The organism is Microbacterium sp. Soil_C_42 (genome assembly GCF_057656735.1).
This window is the reverse complement of sequence record NZ_JBDGJU010000022.1, coordinates 56,097-70,487: the sequence shown is the minus strand read 5'-3', so window position 1 is coordinate 70,487 and position 14,391 is coordinate 56,097. Positions and strand designations below refer to the sequence as shown.

At 69.8% G+C, this 14,391-nt stretch carries 13 protein-coding genes; 5 read left to right on the top strand and 8 right to left on the bottom strand.

The window, feature by feature from the left end; genetic code table 11:
- Positions 1-152: 152 nt before the first annotated feature.
- The 7 genes from guaA to AC3A46_RS13365 form a co-directional block, all read right to left on the bottom strand.
- Complete coding sequence (gene guaA, locus AC3A46_RS13395; protein ID WP_487665625.1) at positions 153-1,736, bottom strand: glutamine-hydrolyzing GMP synthase; 1,584 nt, start codon at positions 1,734-1,736, stop codon at positions 153-155.
- The gene (locus tag AC3A46_RS13390; protein WP_487665624.1) at positions 1,733-2,233 is read right to left on the bottom strand and encodes a DUF3817 domain-containing protein; all 501 of its coding nucleotides are present in this window, start codon (positions 2,231-2,233) and stop codon (positions 1,733-1,735) included. Before AC3A46_RS13390 ends, guaA begins: the two co-directional genes overlap by 4 nt.
- 9 nt (positions 2,234-2,242) lie before the next feature.
- Complete coding sequence (locus AC3A46_RS13385) at positions 2,243-3,028, bottom strand: SURF1 family protein (protein ID WP_487665629.1); 786 nt, start codon at positions 3,026-3,028, stop codon at positions 2,243-2,245.
- Positions 3,029-3,108: 80 nt separating this feature from the next.
- Entirely contained in the window at positions 3,109-4,227 is a 1,119-nt protein-coding gene (locus tag AC3A46_RS13380; RefSeq protein WP_487665628.1) for a GuaB3 family IMP dehydrogenase-related protein, read from the bottom strand.
- Positions 4,228-4,475: 248 nt separating this feature from the next.
- Positions 4,476-6,164 carry an ABC-F family ATP-binding cassette domain-containing protein gene (locus tag AC3A46_RS13375; RefSeq protein ID WP_487665623.1) on the bottom strand — a complete coding sequence of 563 codons (1,689 nt, stop codon included), beginning with the start codon at positions 6,162-6,164 and terminating at the stop codon, positions 4,476-4,478.
- A gap of 89 nt (positions 6,165-6,253) precedes the next feature.
- Positions 6,254-6,538 (bottom strand): DUF2277 domain-containing protein, encoded by a 285-nt coding sequence (locus AC3A46_RS13370; RefSeq protein WP_487665622.1) that lies wholly within the window; start codon positions 6,536-6,538, stop codon positions 6,254-6,256.
- 58 nt (positions 6,539-6,596) lie between these two features.
- Positions 6,597-7,220, bottom strand: a complete 624-nt coding sequence (locus tag AC3A46_RS13365; RefSeq protein ID WP_487665621.1) for a TMEM175 family protein — start codon at positions 7,218-7,220, stop codon at positions 6,597-6,599.
- Positions 7,221-7,357: 137 nt separating this feature from the next.
- On the opposite strand from AC3A46_RS13365, the gene AC3A46_RS13360 reads away from it, so the two are divergent.
- Positions 7,358-8,464 carry an FAD-dependent oxidoreductase gene (locus AC3A46_RS13360; RefSeq protein ID WP_487665620.1) on the top strand — a complete coding sequence of 369 codons (1,107 nt, stop codon included), beginning with the start codon at positions 7,358-7,360 and terminating at the stop codon, positions 8,462-8,464.
- Positions 8,465-8,539: 75 nt separating this feature from the next.
- Here AC3A46_RS13360 and guaB read toward each other — a convergent pair whose 3' ends face one another.
- Positions 8,540-10,042 (bottom strand): IMP dehydrogenase, encoded by a 1,503-nt coding sequence (gene guaB / locus AC3A46_RS13355; RefSeq protein ID WP_487665619.1) that lies wholly within the window; start codon positions 10,040-10,042, stop codon positions 8,540-8,542.
- 291 nt (positions 10,043-10,333) lie between these two features.
- Here guaB and AC3A46_RS13350 point away from each other — a divergent pair, with 291 nt between their 5' ends.
- From AC3A46_RS13350 to AC3A46_RS13335, 4 genes are read left to right on the top strand one after another with little or no spacing between them, the layout of a single operon-like run.
- The gene (locus AC3A46_RS13350; RefSeq protein ID WP_487665618.1) at positions 10,334-11,641 is read left to right on the top strand and encodes a branched-chain amino acid ABC transporter permease; all 1,308 of its coding nucleotides are present in this window, start codon (positions 10,334-10,336) and stop codon (positions 11,639-11,641) included.
- Positions 11,642-11,650: 9 nt separating this feature from the next.
- Complete coding sequence (locus AC3A46_RS13345) at positions 11,651-12,631, top strand: branched-chain amino acid ABC transporter permease (protein ID WP_056371135.1); 981 nt, start codon at positions 11,651-11,653, stop codon at positions 12,629-12,631.
- Positions 12,621-13,625, top strand: a complete 1,005-nt coding sequence (locus AC3A46_RS13340; RefSeq protein WP_487665617.1) for an ABC transporter ATP-binding protein — start codon at positions 12,621-12,623, stop codon at positions 13,623-13,625. Before AC3A46_RS13345 ends, AC3A46_RS13340 begins: the two co-directional genes overlap by 11 nt.
- On the top strand, positions 13,622-14,362 hold the full coding sequence (locus AC3A46_RS13335; protein ID WP_056371140.1) for an ABC transporter ATP-binding protein: 741 nt from the start codon (positions 13,622-13,624) through the stop codon (positions 14,360-14,362). The genes AC3A46_RS13340 and AC3A46_RS13335 overlap by 4 nt, the downstream gene beginning before the upstream one ends.
- Positions 14,363-14,391 lie beyond the last annotated feature (29 nt).

Sequence of the window (14,391 nt, the reverse complement as noted above, 5' to 3'; positions counted from 1 at the left end):
GCCGTCGAGCCCCAATGCCACCCGGCTGCCCAGCAGCACGTAGTCAGCCTCGGGCAGCGTGTCTGCAGCATCCGTCACCCGTCCATCCTTCCCCACACGCCCGCAAGCGACGGATGCCTCGAACCGGTCGGTTCGAGGCATCCGTCAGACGATCACTCCCACTCGATGGTCCCCGGCGGCTTCGAGGTGACGTCGAGGACGACGCGATTGACGTCGCGCACCTCGTTGGTGATGCGGTTCGAGATCTTCGACAGCACGTCGTAGGGCAGGCGCGTCCAGTCGGCGGTCATCGCGTCTTCGCTGGAGACGGGACGCAGCACGATGGGGTGCCCGTAGGTGCGGCCGTCGCCCTGCACGCCCACCGAGCGCACGTCGGCCAGCAGCACGACCGGGCACTGCCAGATCTCGCCGTCGAGGCCGGCCTTCGTCAGTTCTTCGCGGGCGATGGCGTCGGCATCGCGCAGAATCTCGAGACGGTCAGCGGTGACCTCACCCACGATCCGGATGCCGAGGCCGGGGCCCGGAAACGGCTGGCGGCCGACGATGACCTCCGGCAGCCCGAGCTCGCGGCCGATCGCGCGCACCTCGTCCTTGAACAGGGTGCGCAGCGGCTCCACGAGCTCGAACTGCAGGTCTTCGGGGAGGCCGCCCACGTTGTGGTGCGACTTGATGTTCGCGGTGCCGGTGCCGCCGCCCGACTCGACGACGTCGGGGTAGAGCGTGCCCTGCACGAGGAAGCGGATGGGCTCGCCGTCGGCCTCGGCCTCCGCGACGAGCGCGGCCTCGGCCTGCTCGAAGGTGCGGATGAACTCGCGTCCGATGATCTTGCGCTTCTGCTCGGGATCGCTGACGCCGGCCAGTGCGTTCAGGAACTGCTCGCGTGCGTCGACGGTCACGAGGCGCACACCTGTCGAGGCGACGTAGTCCTGCTCGACCTGCTCGCGCTCGTCCTTGCGGAGGAGTCCGTGGTCGACGAAGATGCAGACGAGCTGGTCGCCGACGGCCTTGTGCACGAGGGCCGCGGCCACAGCGGAATCGACGCCGCCCGACAGCCCGCAGATGACGCGGCCGGAGCCGACCTGCGCCTGGATCTTCGCGACTTGCTCGGCGATGACGTTGCCGCTGTTCCAGTCGGCGGGAAGACCCGCCGCCTTGTGCAGGAAGTTCTCGATGACGTTCTGACCGTGGTCGGAGTGCTTGACCTCGGGGTGCCACTGCACGCCGTAGAAGCGGCGCTCGTCGCTGCCGAACGCCGCGACCGGGGTGGCGCCGGTCGACGCGAGCACATCGAAGCCCTCGGGAGCGCGCGAGACCTGGTCGCCGTGGCTCATCCAGACGTTCTGCCGGGCCGGCTGACCACCCAGCAGCACGCCGCCGTCGCCCGTGACCGCGGCATCCGTCGCTCCGTACTCGCGGAGTCCGGTGTTGGCCACCTCGCCCCCGAGCGCCTGAGCCATGACCTGGAAGCCGTAGCAGATGCCGAGCGTCGGCACGCCGAGGTCGAACACGCCGGCGTCGAGCGCCGGCGCACCCTCTTCGTAGACCGACGACGGACCGCCCGAGAGGATGATGCCGACCGGGTTCTTCGCCGCGATGTCAGCGGCGGACGCGGTGTGCGGCACGATCTCGCTGTACACGCCGGCCTCGCGGACGCGGCGCGCGATCAGCTGCGCATACTGTGCGCCGAAGTCGACGACGAGGACGGGACGCTGAGAGGTCTCGGTCTGCTGGGTCAACGCTTGTTCTCCGTAGGGATCGCGTGGGTGAGGGTCGAGTGCGCGGCCTGCGAGTGCAGTTCGGCTGCCTCACGCTCGGCCAGGTAGGTCTTGACGTCGCGGCCGACGCGCGCCTCCATGAAGAACGACAGGAGGGGCACGATACCGCCGGCGGCGAGCATGCCCAGGCGCAGGAGGTTCCAGCGCATGAGGCTCCACACGCGGAAGCACGAGATCAGGTAGACGACGTAGAACCAGCCGTGGGCGACGAGGATGCCGAGGGACAGGTTGAACCCGTCACCGGTCGACTCGAGGCCCGAGGCCGTCTCGACGACAGGGGCGAACCACAGGAACCCGCCGGAACCACCGAGGAACAGCTCGTAGCCGACGACGTACTTGATGATCATCTCGGCGACGAGCAGCAGCAGCATCGTGCCCGTGATGATCGAGCAGATCTGGTAGAACTTCAGGGCTCCGCGGATCGCCGGAAAGGAAGCGAGCTTCGGGGCGCGGGGCATGACCCCAGTCTACCCGCGGGGTTCTGCGGCCTCGTCCTCGAAGTCCTCGACCTCCTTCTCCCACGCATCCTTCGCGAGGCGGTACCAGAGGTAGAAGGCGAAGCCGGCGAACACGGCCCACTCGACGGCGTAGAAGATGTTGAGCCAGTTGATGCCCGAGCCCTCGACCGGCGCGGGCGACGAGATCGCGTCGAGCCCGGCGACGGGATCGACGGAGGCGATGTACGGGCGGTACACGAAGAGGGCGTCGATGTCGTGCCACTGCCCGAGCAGCGCGGCCGGCGACATGCGGGTCAGCGTCTGCGGGTCTTCGCCGCGGGGCGGGAGCACCGGCCCTTCGTCCGAGATCAGACGCCCGGTCACCTCGACGGTTTCGGACACGGATGCTGCGCCCTCGAGCTCGTCGATGGCCGCGCGCGCGTCCTCCTCGGTGGCGGCCCACCCGAGCGCCACGGCGACCGAGGTCGGGCCCACCGTCGCGCTCACGTCGGGGTCGATGCGCAGCTGCCCGGTCACCCAGTAGCCCTCGACGCCGTCGTTGTAGCGCGACTCGACGACGATGAAGTCCTCGGGGACCCACGTGCCGCGCGTCTCGACGCGCTGGCCGACGAGCGGCTCCGGGAGGTACTCGCCCGGCAGAGCGACGTCGGCCAGAGGCTGCACCTGCTCGGTCGCCCCCGGGGGCACCGGATTCGTCTGCACGGCACGGCCCAGCTGCCATTGCCCGAGCCACGCGAACACGCCCGCGACCACGAGGCAGAGCAGCAGCATCCCGATCCATCGCGGGCGCAGCATCACCTCGCGCAGGGTCGGCGGGAAGGCCTCGGGCGCGAGGTCAGCCGCTCCCGTCGGGTCGGGGTCGGTCATGGCACCCGTCATCCCGCGGCGTACGGCGCGACGACGACCTCGACCCGCTGGAACTCCTTGAGATCGGAGTACCCGGTCGTGGCCATCGACTTGCGCAGGGCACCGACGAGGTTCGCGGTGCCGTCGGCGACCGGAGCGGGGCCGTAGAGGATCTCCTCGAGCGAGGCGACCTGGTCGACCTTCACGCGGCGACCGCGGGGCAGCTTGGCGTGGTGCGCCTCGGGCCCCCAGTGGAAGCCCCGGCCCGGGGCGTCCGTCGCGCGCGCGAGCGCCACGCCGAGCATGACGGCGTCGGCGCCCATCGCGATCGCCTTGACGATGTCGCCCGACGTGCCCACGCCGCCGTCCGCGATGACGTGCACGTAGCGGCCGCCCGACTCGTCCAGGTAGTCGCGGCGCGCGCCGGCGACGTCGGCGACCGCGGTCGCCATCGGGGCGTGCAGGCCCAGGGTCGCGCGCGTGGTGGACGCGGCTCCCCCGCCGAAGCCGACGAGCACGCCGGCTGCTCCCGTTCGCATGAGGTGCAGGGCGGCGGTATACGTCGAGGCGCCGCCGACGATGACGGGGACGTCGAGGTCGTAGATGAACTTCTTGAGGTTCAGCGGCTGGTCGACGCTCGAGACGTGCTCGGCCGAAACCGTGGTGCCGCGGATCACGAAGAGGTCGACCCCGGCGGCCACGACCGTCTCGTAGAGCTCCTGAGTGCGCTGCGGGGTCAGGGAACCCGCGACCGTCACGCCGCCGGCGCGGATCTCGGCGAGGCGATCGCGCACGAGCTCCGGCTTGATCGGCTCGGCGTAGAGCTCCTGCATGCGGCGGGTCGCGGCGGCCTTCTCGAGGCCGGCGATCTCGGCGAGCAGCGGCTCGGGGTCGTCGTAGCGGGTCCAGAGGCCCTCGAGGTCGAGGACGCCCAGGCCGCCGAGCTGACCCAGCATGATCGCCGTGCGCGGGCTCACGACCGAGTCCATCGGGGCGCCCAGCACCGGGATGTCGAAGCTGAAGGCGTCGATCGTCCACGTGGTCGAGACGTCCTCGGGGTTGCGCGTGCGCCGCGAGGGCACCACCGCGATGTCGTCGAACGTGTAGGCGCGACGCGCCCGCTTGGCCCGGCCGAGTTCGATGTCCATGCTCACGCGACCAGCCTACCCGGCGGGCCTCGCGGCGCCGGATTCCGCCCGGCCGGCCGCCCCGGAGTTCGCGCGACATCCGCCCCCGCCCGCCACGAGCCCGATGAGCTTCCTGCGCGCCGGCACTCCTGGGGATAAGGACGCCGACCGGTGTCCTTATCCCCAGGAGTCACCGAGCGCAGCTTCGCGAGTCCGGTGCGAACGGCCGCGGGGCGTGACGCACCGTCGCGGCGGCGATCCCGTCAGCCTCAGCGAGTGCGGGCCACCCGCGTCTCGTCCCAGACCGGCTCGTTCGACTCGAACACGCGGCCGTCGGAGCCGAAGACGAGGAACCGGTCGAAGGACTTCGCGAGCCAGCGGTCGTGCGTGACCGCGAGCACGGTGCCCTCGAACCGGGCGAGCGCGTCCTGCAGAGCCTCGGCCGAGACGAGGTCGAGGTTGTCGGTCGGCTCGTCGAGGAGCAGCAGCGTCGCGCCGGACAGTTCGAGCAACAGGATCTGGAACCGCGCCTGCTGCCCGCCCGACAGGCTGTCGAACGTCTGCTCGGCCTGGGCGACGAGTCCGTACCGGTCGAGCGCGCTGCTCGCGGCTTCCCGGGGCAGACCGGCTCGGGCGTCCTCGCCGCGATGGAGGATGTCGAGCAGCGTCTTGCCGTCGAACTCCGGGTGGCGGTGGGTCTGCGCGAACCATCCCGGAACGACGCGCGCGCCGAGGATCCCGCGCCCCGTGTGCGCCACGGGATCCAGTCCCGCCCCGGTCGTGGTCAGGTGCCCGAGGCGCCCGTCGGGGTCGGTGCCGCCTCGGGCGAGCAGCCGAAGGAAGTGCGACTTGCCCGAGCCGTTCGATCCGAGCACCGCGACCCGGTCGCCGAACCAGACCTCGAGGTCGAACGGCTTCATGAGCCCCGTGAGCTCGAGCTGCTCGGCGACGACTGCCCGCCGGCCGGTGCGTGCGCCGCGCAGGCGCACATCGAGGTCCTGTTCCCTCGGGCGCTCCTGCGGGGGCCCCGCCTCCTCGAACTTGCGCAGCCGCGTCTGAGCGGCGCGGTACCGAGAGGTGAAGGTGTCGTTGGCCGTGGCCTTGACCTTGAGGGTCGCCACGAGCTCCTTGAGCTTGACGTGCTGCTCGTCCCAGCGGCGGCGCAGCTCGTCGAGGCGCAGCATCCGGTCCTCCCGTGCCCGGTGATAGGTGCCGAAGCCGCCGCCGTGCACCCACGCCGTGCTCCCCGCCCCGCCCGCTTCGAGGGTCACGATGCGGTCCGCCGCGCGCGCCAGCAGCTCGCGGTCGTGCGACACCAGCAGCACCGTCTTCTGCGTCTCGCGCAGGCGCTCCTCGAGCCACCGCTTGCCGGGGACATCGAGGTAGTTGTCGGGCTCGTCGAGCAGCAGCACCTGGTCGGGGCCGCGCAGCAGCGCCTCGAGCGCGAGCCGCTTCTGCTCGCCGCCCGACAGCGTGGTGAGCTCGCGGAACCGTGCACGGGCGAACGGGATGCCGAGGGCCGTCGTCGTGCACGTGTCCCAGACGGTCTCGTACTCGTAGCCGCCGGCTTCGGCGTAGTCCGCGAGCGCTCCGGCGTAGCGCATCTGCGTCTCGAGGTCGTCGTGCTCGATGATCGCCGCCTCGGAGTCCTCGAGCTCGCGCGCGGCGCGACGCACGCGGTCGGGAGCGACGGCGATGAGGAGGTCGTGGACGGTCTGCCCGGCCTCGCCGTGGCCGACGAACTGGTCCATGACGCCGAGGCCGCCGTCGATGGACACGACTCCGGAGAGCGCCGGGGTCTGCCCGCGGATGATCCGCAGCAGCGTCGTCTTGCCCGCGCCGTTCTGGCCGATGAGCGCCGTCGTCGATCCCTCGCCCACGCGGAACGAGACCTCGTCGAGCAGCGGCCGGCCGTCCGGCAGCGCATACGAGACGGCGGCGATGTCGATGTACCCCACGGTTGTCCCTGTCTGCTCCGCAGGACGGGTTCGTCCGATGGGGAGCCGACCAGACTACCCCGTTCCGCTCGAACGCCCGGAGACAGAGCTCAGGCGGCGGGTGCGGCGTACCTGCCCGAGCGGACCGCGCGCTCACGCGCCTTGGCGGCCTCGACCTCGCGGTTCTTGGGCGGGGTCACTGCGACGAGGTCGTCGAGCAGGTGCTGCGTGATGTGCGCGATCTCGTGCACGGCGTGGTCGAAAGCCTCCTGGTTCGCCTTCGACGGCTTGGTCGTGCCTGCGATCTTGCGCACGTACTGGAGCGCGGCGGCGTGGACCTCGGCGGACGAGGCTGCGGGCTCGAAGTTGTGGAGCGTGTGGATGTTCCGGCACATGCCCCCGACCCTACGCCGGGCCCCCGACGCGGGCCAGGCTCGGCCGCCGGCTGCGGGCTCAGCCGGCCTTGCCGCGCAGGACGCGGGTCAGCAGCCCGTCGAGGAAGAAGAGCAGGAACGCGAGCGAGCCGACCCACGGCGCCAGCACCACCACCGCAGCCGAGATGAGGAGGGCGCTCAGCGAGCTGCGGCCGTAGGCCACGGCATCCGCTCGGCTCATATCGGGCATCAGCGACTCGCGCTGCCGCACCGCCCACCCCCATTGCAGCCAGCTGAACAGGATGGCCAGGAAGAACGTCACGGGCATGGCGAGCCGGCCCGCGAGCCACTCGGAGTACTCGGTCGTCAGGTTCGTCGCGAACGGCACGAGCACGATGAACAGCAGGCGCGCGTTGTTGAGCCACACCGTCGTCGAATCCACGCGGGCGAGGTGCTCGAACTGCTGGACGTGCACCATCCACATCAGGCACAGCAGCACGAAGCTCAGCCCGAAGTTGAGGAACAGCTCGTACATACCGCCGATCGCCGCCCACATCTGGGCGTCCGAGCCGATCTTGCCGAGCGAATGCTGCGTGAGATCGAGCACGAGCAGGGTCGCCGCGATCGCGAACACCCCGTCGGTGAACGCCTCGAGACGAGTGGTGCGCTGCGTCGCCAGAGCGTGCCGCCGCTGCCTGATCATGGCGCCAGGGTAGCGACACCACTCGCTACGGCGACCGTCACACTCCGTGACCGCCCCTCGGCAGCGGTGCGCGGTGCGATTTGATGGAGGCGGAGACGGATGCCGCGCCCCTCGGCATCCGAGACCTGGGAGGCCCCGTGACCGAGCATGTTCCGTACGTCGTCGTCGGCGCGGGTGCCATGGGGCTCGCGACGACGTGGCAGCTCGCGCGTCGCGGCCACCGCGTGGTCGCGCTCGAGCGGTTCGAACGGGGCCATACCCGCGGCGCCTCGCACGGCGCCACCCGCAACTTCAACAACGCCTACGGCGCCGCCCATTACCTCGACCTGCTCACCCTCGCCCGCGCCGAGTGGGACGAGCTCTCCCGCGCGACCGGCGAACCGCTGCTGCGCCTGCACGGGCTCGTGACCCACGGCGACGACGCCGTCGTCGCGGATGTGCACGGCGCGCTCATCGCCCGCGGCGAGCGCGCCGAGGTGCTCGCCGCACACGAGGCGGCGCGGCGCTGGGGCGGAATGCGATTCACCGGCGACGTGCTGTTCACGCCCGACGCCGGCGTGGTGCGCGCGTCCGCCGCGCTCGAGGCGCTCGAGCGCGGCGCCCGCGGTCACGGCGCCGACGTCCGCTTCGGGCACCGCGTGGTCTCGCTCGACGAGCGGGCGGAGGGTGTCGCACTCACGGTCGAGGCCGGCGGGGAGCGCCATCACCTCCTGGCCGAGACCGTGGTGGTGACCTCCGGAGCCTGGACCCGCGGCATCCTTCCCCCGTCCTTCCCCCTCCCCCGGCTGACCGTGACCGAGGAGAGCCCCGCCCACTTCGCCCCGATCACGCCGGATGCGCGGTGGCCGTCGTTCAACCACCTCCTGCCGGCCGAGCGGTACCCCGCGAACGTCTACGGCATGCCGACGCCGGGCGAGGGCGTCAAGGTGGGCTTCCACCTCGTGGGGCCCGTGGTCGACCCCGATGCCCGGTCGTTCCGCCCGGTGGCCGCGCAGGCCGCGCAGCTGCGCGAGTACGTCGCCGAGTGGTTCCCCGGCCTCGATCCGGACTCGGCCGAGCCGATCAGCTGCACCTACACGTCTACGCACTCGCAGGACTTCCTTCTCGACCGGCGCGGCCGCATCGTCGTCGGCGCCGGCTTCTCCGGCCACGGCTTCAAGTTCACGCCGGCTGTGGGCTCGGTCCTCGCCGCCCTCGCGACCGACGACGGTTTCCGGGCCGCCGAGCCCTTCCGCCTCCCCTGAGCCGGTCCGGCGGAAACGACGGATGCCTCGGCCCTGCGCAGCGCGCGGGGCCGAGGCATCCGTTTCTGAAGCGGGTTACTTCTTGTAGTTGGGGGCCTCGACGACGATCTGGACGTCGTGCGGGTGCGACTCCTTGAGGCCGGCCGCGGTGATGCGGACGAACTTGCCCTTGGCCTTGAGTTCGTCGATGGTGCGGGCGCCGACGTAGAACATCGACTGACGCAGGCCGCCGACGAGCTGGTACGCGACGGCCGAGACCGGACCGCGGTAGGCGACCTGGCCCTCGATGCCCTCGGGGATGAGCTTGTCGTCGGTGGGGACGTCGGCCTGGAAGTAGCGGTCCTTCGAGTACGACGTCTTCTTGCCGCGGGTCTGCATCGCACCGAGCGAGCCCATGCCGCGGTACTGCTTGAACTGCTTGCCGCCCTGGAAGACGATCTCGCCCGGCGACTCGTCGGTGCCGGCGAGGAGCGAGCCGAGCATGACGGTGTCGGCGCCGGCGACGAGCGCCTTGGCGATGTCGCCCGAGTACTGCAGTCCGCCGTCGGCGATCACCGGGATGTCGGCTTCGCGCGCGGCCAGGTAGGCCTCGTAGACGGCCGTGACCTGCGGGACGCCGACGCCGGCGACGACGCGGGTGGTGCAGATCGAGCCCGGGCCGACGCCGACCTTGACGGCGTCCACGCCCGCGTCGATGAGCGCCTGCGCGCCCTCCCGCGTGGCGACGTTGCCGCCGATGACGTCGATGTGGTCGAAGCTCGCGTCGGCCTTGATCCGGCGGACGATGTCGATGACACCCTGCGACTGGCCGTTGGCGGTGTCGACGACGATGACGTCGACACCGGCGTCGCGGAGGGCCTCGGCGCGCTGCCAGGCGTCGCCGAAGAAGCCGATGGCGGCACCGACGCGGAGGCGGCCCTGCTCGTCCTTGGTGGCGAGGGGGTACTTCTCACTCTTGTCGAAGTCCTTGATGGTGATGAGGCCCGCGAGCTTGCCGTGCTCGTCGATGAGCGGGAGCTTCTCGACGCGGTGCTGCGCGAACAGCGCGATGACCTCGCCGGCGCTGATGCCCACGCGCCCGGTGACCAGCCCGTCGGTCGTCATGACGTCGCGCACCTTGGTGGTCTGACGCTCGAAGCCCGAGACGAAGCGCATGTCGCGGTTCGTGACGATGCCCACGAGGTGGTTCTCCTCGTCGACGACCGGAAGGCCCGAGATGCGGTACTGCGCGCAGAGCGAGTCGACCTCTTCGATCGTGGCGTCGGGGGTGGTCGTGATCGGGTCGGTGATCATGCCCGACTCGCTCCGCTTGACGCGGTCGACCATCGAGGCCTGGTCCTCGATCGCGAGGTTGCGGTGGATGATCCCGAGACCGCCTTCGCGGGCGATCGCGATCGCCATGCGCGACTCCGTCACCGTGTCCATCGCGCTCGAGATGAGCGGGGTCGCGACGGTGATGCGTCGCGTCACCCGGGACGAGGTGTCGGCTTCGCTGGGGATCACGTCGGTGTGGCCGGGCAGCAGCAGCACATCGTCGTAGGTCAGTCCGACGAAGCCGAAGGGATCGTTGTGCTCCATGGGGGTCTCCTCGCGCGGGCGCGCGCGTGCTCGGGGGTGGACGGCGGCGGCCGGTGCGCTCGTGACGCTCCGTACTCGATTCTAAGGCGGCGAACCTGGAAATGATTCCCGAACACAGCCACCTGAGACGCGGTCCCACCCTCGTTGCGATCGGGTCACGTATCCACAGGGTGCGATAGGCGAAACACCCGCGACACATTACGCTCGTACCGTCGTTCATCACAGCCGATGCGACCCGGACATCGGTGCGCTCGTCGGCGGCGAACTGGAGGTTCTGTGGGTCCTACGACTGTGACCACGAGACATGTGTCTGGAAGGCGGCCGATCGCCGCCCTCTTCGGACTGCTGCTCGTCCTGCTGGGGCTGTTCGCCACCGCGACGCCTGCACTGGCGGACGAAGGCGATCCCTATCGGATCAGCGGCAACGTCCAACTCGACGGTGAGCCGCTCGAAGGCGTCGTCCTGACCGTCGACGGCCCCGGCGGGGAGCAAGAGGTCGAGACCGACGAGAACGGCCAATGGCACGTGAACGTCCCCGAGCGCGGCGAGACCTACGTCGTCACGCTCGACGAGGAGACGCTTCCCGAAGGCATCGCCGTGGTCGATGCCGAGGACGACACCCCGAACGTCAAAGAGGTCGAGGTGGGCCAGGGCGGCCGCGTCAGCGTCAACTTCTTCATCGGCGAGGGCGAGCGCAACGTCACGGGCTTCTTCGACCAGCTCGTCCAGCGCGTCATCCAAGGCATCAGCTTCGGACTCATGCTGGCCCTCGCTGCGATCGGCCTCTCACTCGTGTTCGGCACGACCGGCATCTCGAACTTCGCGCACGGCGAGATGGTGACCTTCGGCGCCATCGCCGCCTATCTGCTGGTGGGACCGGCGACCGTGGCGCTCCCGTGGTGGCTCGGCTACCCGATCGCCGTGGTGCTCAGCGCACTCTTCGGCCTCTTCCTCGACGTGATCCTCTGGCGACCGCTGCGCCGGCGCCGAGTCGGCGTCGTGCAGCTCATGATCGTGAGCATCGGCCTCTCGCTCGCGCTGCGCTACACGTTCCAGCTCTTCATCGGCGGCGGGACGCTGCAGCTTCCGGGTTCGTCCGAGGCGAAGATCGCGTTGTTCGGCGCCGTGCAGATGAGCGTCATCGACCTGGTCTCGCTGGCCATCTCGATCGTGGTCATCGTGGCATTCGCGCTGTGGCTCACCCGCTCGCGGACGGGCAAGGCCACCCGCGCCATCTCCGACAACGCGCCGCTGGCCGCCGCATCCGGCATCGACGTGGACCACGTCGTGCGCGTCGTGTGGATCGTCGCGGGCGGGCTCGCCGGCCTCGCCGGCATCCTGTACGCGTACTACCGCCCCGGCATCAAGTGGGACATGGGCGCGCAGATCCTGCTGCTGATGTTCGCCGCGGTCGTCCTCGGCGGTCTCGGCACCGCCTACGGCGCGCTCATCGGCGCGCTCATCGTCGGAATCCTGGTGGAGGTGTCGAGCCTGTGGATCCCGGCCGACCTCAAGTACGCCAGCGCACTGTTCATCCTCATCGTCATCCTGCTGTTCCGACCACAGGGCATCTTGGGCAGACGAGAGCGGATTGGTTAAGGCACGCGCATGAACTGGTTGCAGATTCTCTCCAACACCCTTTCCTCGATCCTCAGCCCCGCAACGATCGGCTACGCGCTGGCGGCCCTCGGCCTCGCCGTGCACTTCGGCTACGCGGGTCTGATCAACATGGGCATCGCCGGCTTCATGGCGGTGGGCGCCTACGGCTACGCGATCTCGATCCTCTCGTTCGGCCTTCCCTGGTGGGCCGGGGCGCTCATCGGCCTGGCCGCGGCGGCGATCTTCGCGCTGATCCTGGGCATCCCGACTCTGCGCCTTCGTGGCGACTACCTCGCCATCGTGACGATCGCAGCCGCGGAGGTGCTCCGGCTGATGTTCCTCACGACGGCGTTCGACAGCGTCACCGGCTCGGCCGACGGGCTCAGCGGGTACCACGAGAGCTTCCGGGCATCGAATCCGATCCCGCCCGGGGAGTACGGTTTCGGCCCCTGGGTCTACAACGAGACCGGGTGGTGGGTGCGCATCACGGGCATCATCACCGTCGCGATCGCGGTGCTCGTCGTGTGGATGCTGATGCGCAGCCCGTGGGGGCGCACACTGAAGGGCATCCGCGAAGACGAGGACGCCGTCCGTTCGCTCGGCAAGAACGTCTTCTCCTACAAGATGCAGGCGCTCGTGCTCGGCGGTGTCCTCGCGGCAGCGGGCGGCATCGTGTACGCGCTGCCCTCGGCTGTCAGCCCCGGCGTCTACGTGACGTCGCTGACGTTCTTCGTCTGGACGGCGCTCCTGCTCGGCGGTGCCGCAACGGTGTTCGGCCCGATCCTCGGTTCGCTGATCTTCTGGGCGCTGCAGACGTTCCTGTCCAACGTCCTGCCGGCGATGGCCGAAGCCGGCCTGCTGTTCGGCCTCTCGCAGATTCAGGCAGGCACGCTCCGGTTCATCCTCGTGGGCGTCGCGCTCATGCTGCTGGTGATCTTCATGCCGCAGGGCCTCCTGGGCAACAAGAAGGAGCTGACCTTTGTCAAGTGAAACCGCTCCGGTGACCGGGGGCGCGCCGGTCGTCCGCCCGAAGACCACCGGCCTCCATGTCGGCGACGCCGCCCCCGGCGTCGCGAAGGTCGACCCGATCATCATCGCCGACGACGTGCGCCGCTCGTTCGGCGGCGTCAACGCGGTGGACGTCGACCACCTGGAGATCCCGCGCGGCGCCATCACGGCCCTGATCGGGCCGAACGGCGCCGGCAAGACGACGCTGTTCAACCTGCTCACCGGGTTCGACCGACCCGACCATGGGACGTGGACCTTCGACGGCACATCGCTCTCGGGCGTGCCCGCCTACAAGGTCGCGCGCATGGGCCTGGTCCGGACCTTCCAGCTCACCAAGGCCCTCGGCCTGCTCACGGTGATGGAGAACATGAAGCTCGGCGCGAAGAACCAGCGCGGCGAGAAGTTCTGGGGCAGCCTGATCCCCGCGCTGTGGCGATCGCAGGATGCGGAGTTCGAAGACCGCGCGATGGTGCTGCTCGAGAAGTTCAAACTCGACGCCAAGGCCGACGACTTCGCCGCCAGCCTGTCGGGAGGCCAGCGCAAGCTGCTCGAGATGGCCCGCTCGCTCATGACCGAGCCGACGCTCGTCATGCTCGACGAGCCGATGGCAGGCGTCAACCCTGCCCTCACGCAGTCGCTGCTCGACCACATCCTCGACCTCAAAGACCTCGGCATGACCGTCCTGTTCGTCGAGCACGACATGCACATGGTGCGCCACATCGCCGACTGGGTCGTCGTCATGGCCGAAGGCAAGATCGTCGCCGAGGGCGACCCCGACACGGTCATGAAGAATCCCGCGGTCATCGACGCGTACCTCGGCGCCCATCAGGAACTCGACCTGGGCGTCGTGACGGGCCGCATCGATGTCGTCCAGGCCGACCCGACGACGGATGCCGATGCCTCCGCCGCAGCGGACGCCGCGGCGCTCGTCGACGAGGGCGTGGCCGAAGAAGAGGAAGAGGAGGACGGCAGATGACCGCTCCCACCGCGACGGGCACTCCCGTCGTCGTCATCGACGATGTCCACGCCGGCTATCTGCCCGGGGTGAACATCCTCAACGGCTGCAGCCTCGTCGCCCACCAGGGCGAGCTGATCGGCATCATCGGCCCCAACGGTGCGGGCAAGTCGACGCTGCTGAAAGCGATCTTCGGGCAGGTGCACGTCCGCAGCGGCACGATCACGCTCGAGGGCGACGACATCACCGGCTTGCGCGCCAACAAGCTCGTGGCGCGCGGCGTCGGGTTCATCCCGCAGACCAACAACGTGTTCCCGAGCCTCACCATCGAGGAGAACCTGCAGATGGGGCTCTACCAGCGCCCCAGCGCCTACAAGGAGCGTCTCGAGTTCGTGACGGGGATCTTCTCTGAGATCGGCAAGCGCCTCAAGCAGCGTGCCGGATCGCTCTCGGGCGGCGAGCGGCAGATGGTCGCGATGAGCCGCGCTCTGATGATGGACCCGAAGGTTCTGCTGCTCGACGAGCCGTCGGCGGGACTGTCCCCCGTCCGGCAGGACGAGGCCTTCATCCGCGTCTCGGAGATCAACCGCGCCGGCGTGACGTGCATCATGGTCGAGCAGAACGCCCGCCGCTGCCTGCAGATCTGCGACCGCGGCTACGTGCTCGATCAGGGCCGCGACGCCTACACGGGATCCGGCCGCGAGCTGCTGAACGACCCGAAGGTCACGGAGCTCTACCTGGGCACGCTCGGCAAGTAGCGGTCACAGCGCCTACGAGGGAGGGGACC

What these genes read in the sequence shown, in the direction of transcription:
- AC3A46_RS13390 (WP_487665624.1), bottom strand. Translation starts at nt 2,233, where the DNA reads ATGCCCCGCGCCCCGAAGCTCGCTTCCTTTCCGGCGATCCGCGGAGCC.
- AC3A46_RS13385 (WP_487665629.1), bottom strand. Translation starts at nt 3,028, where the DNA reads ATGCTGCGCCCGCGATGGATCGGGATGCTGCTGCTCTGCCTCGTGGTC.
- AC3A46_RS13380 (WP_487665628.1), bottom strand. Translation starts at nt 4,227, where the DNA reads ATGGACATCGAACTCGGCCGGGCCAAGCGGGCGCGTCGCGCCTACACG.
- AC3A46_RS13370 (WP_487665622.1), bottom strand. Translation starts at nt 6,538, where the DNA reads ATGTGCCGGAACATCCACACGCTCCACAACTTCGAGCCCGCAGCCTCG.
- AC3A46_RS13365 (WP_487665621.1), bottom strand. Translation starts at nt 7,220, where the DNA reads ATGATCAGGCAGCGGCGGCACGCTCTGGCGACGCAGCGCACCACTCGT.
- guaB (WP_487665619.1), bottom strand. Translation starts at nt 10,042, where the DNA reads ATGGAGCACAACGATCCCTTCGGCTTCGTCGGACTGACCTACGACGAT.
- AC3A46_RS13345 (WP_056371135.1), top strand. Translation starts at nt 11,651, where the DNA reads ATGAACTGGTTGCAGATTCTCTCCAACACCCTTTCCTCGATCCTCAGC.
- AC3A46_RS13335 (WP_056371140.1), top strand. Translation starts at nt 13,622, where the DNA reads ATGACCGCTCCCACCGCGACGGGCACTCCCGTCGTCGTCATCGACGAT.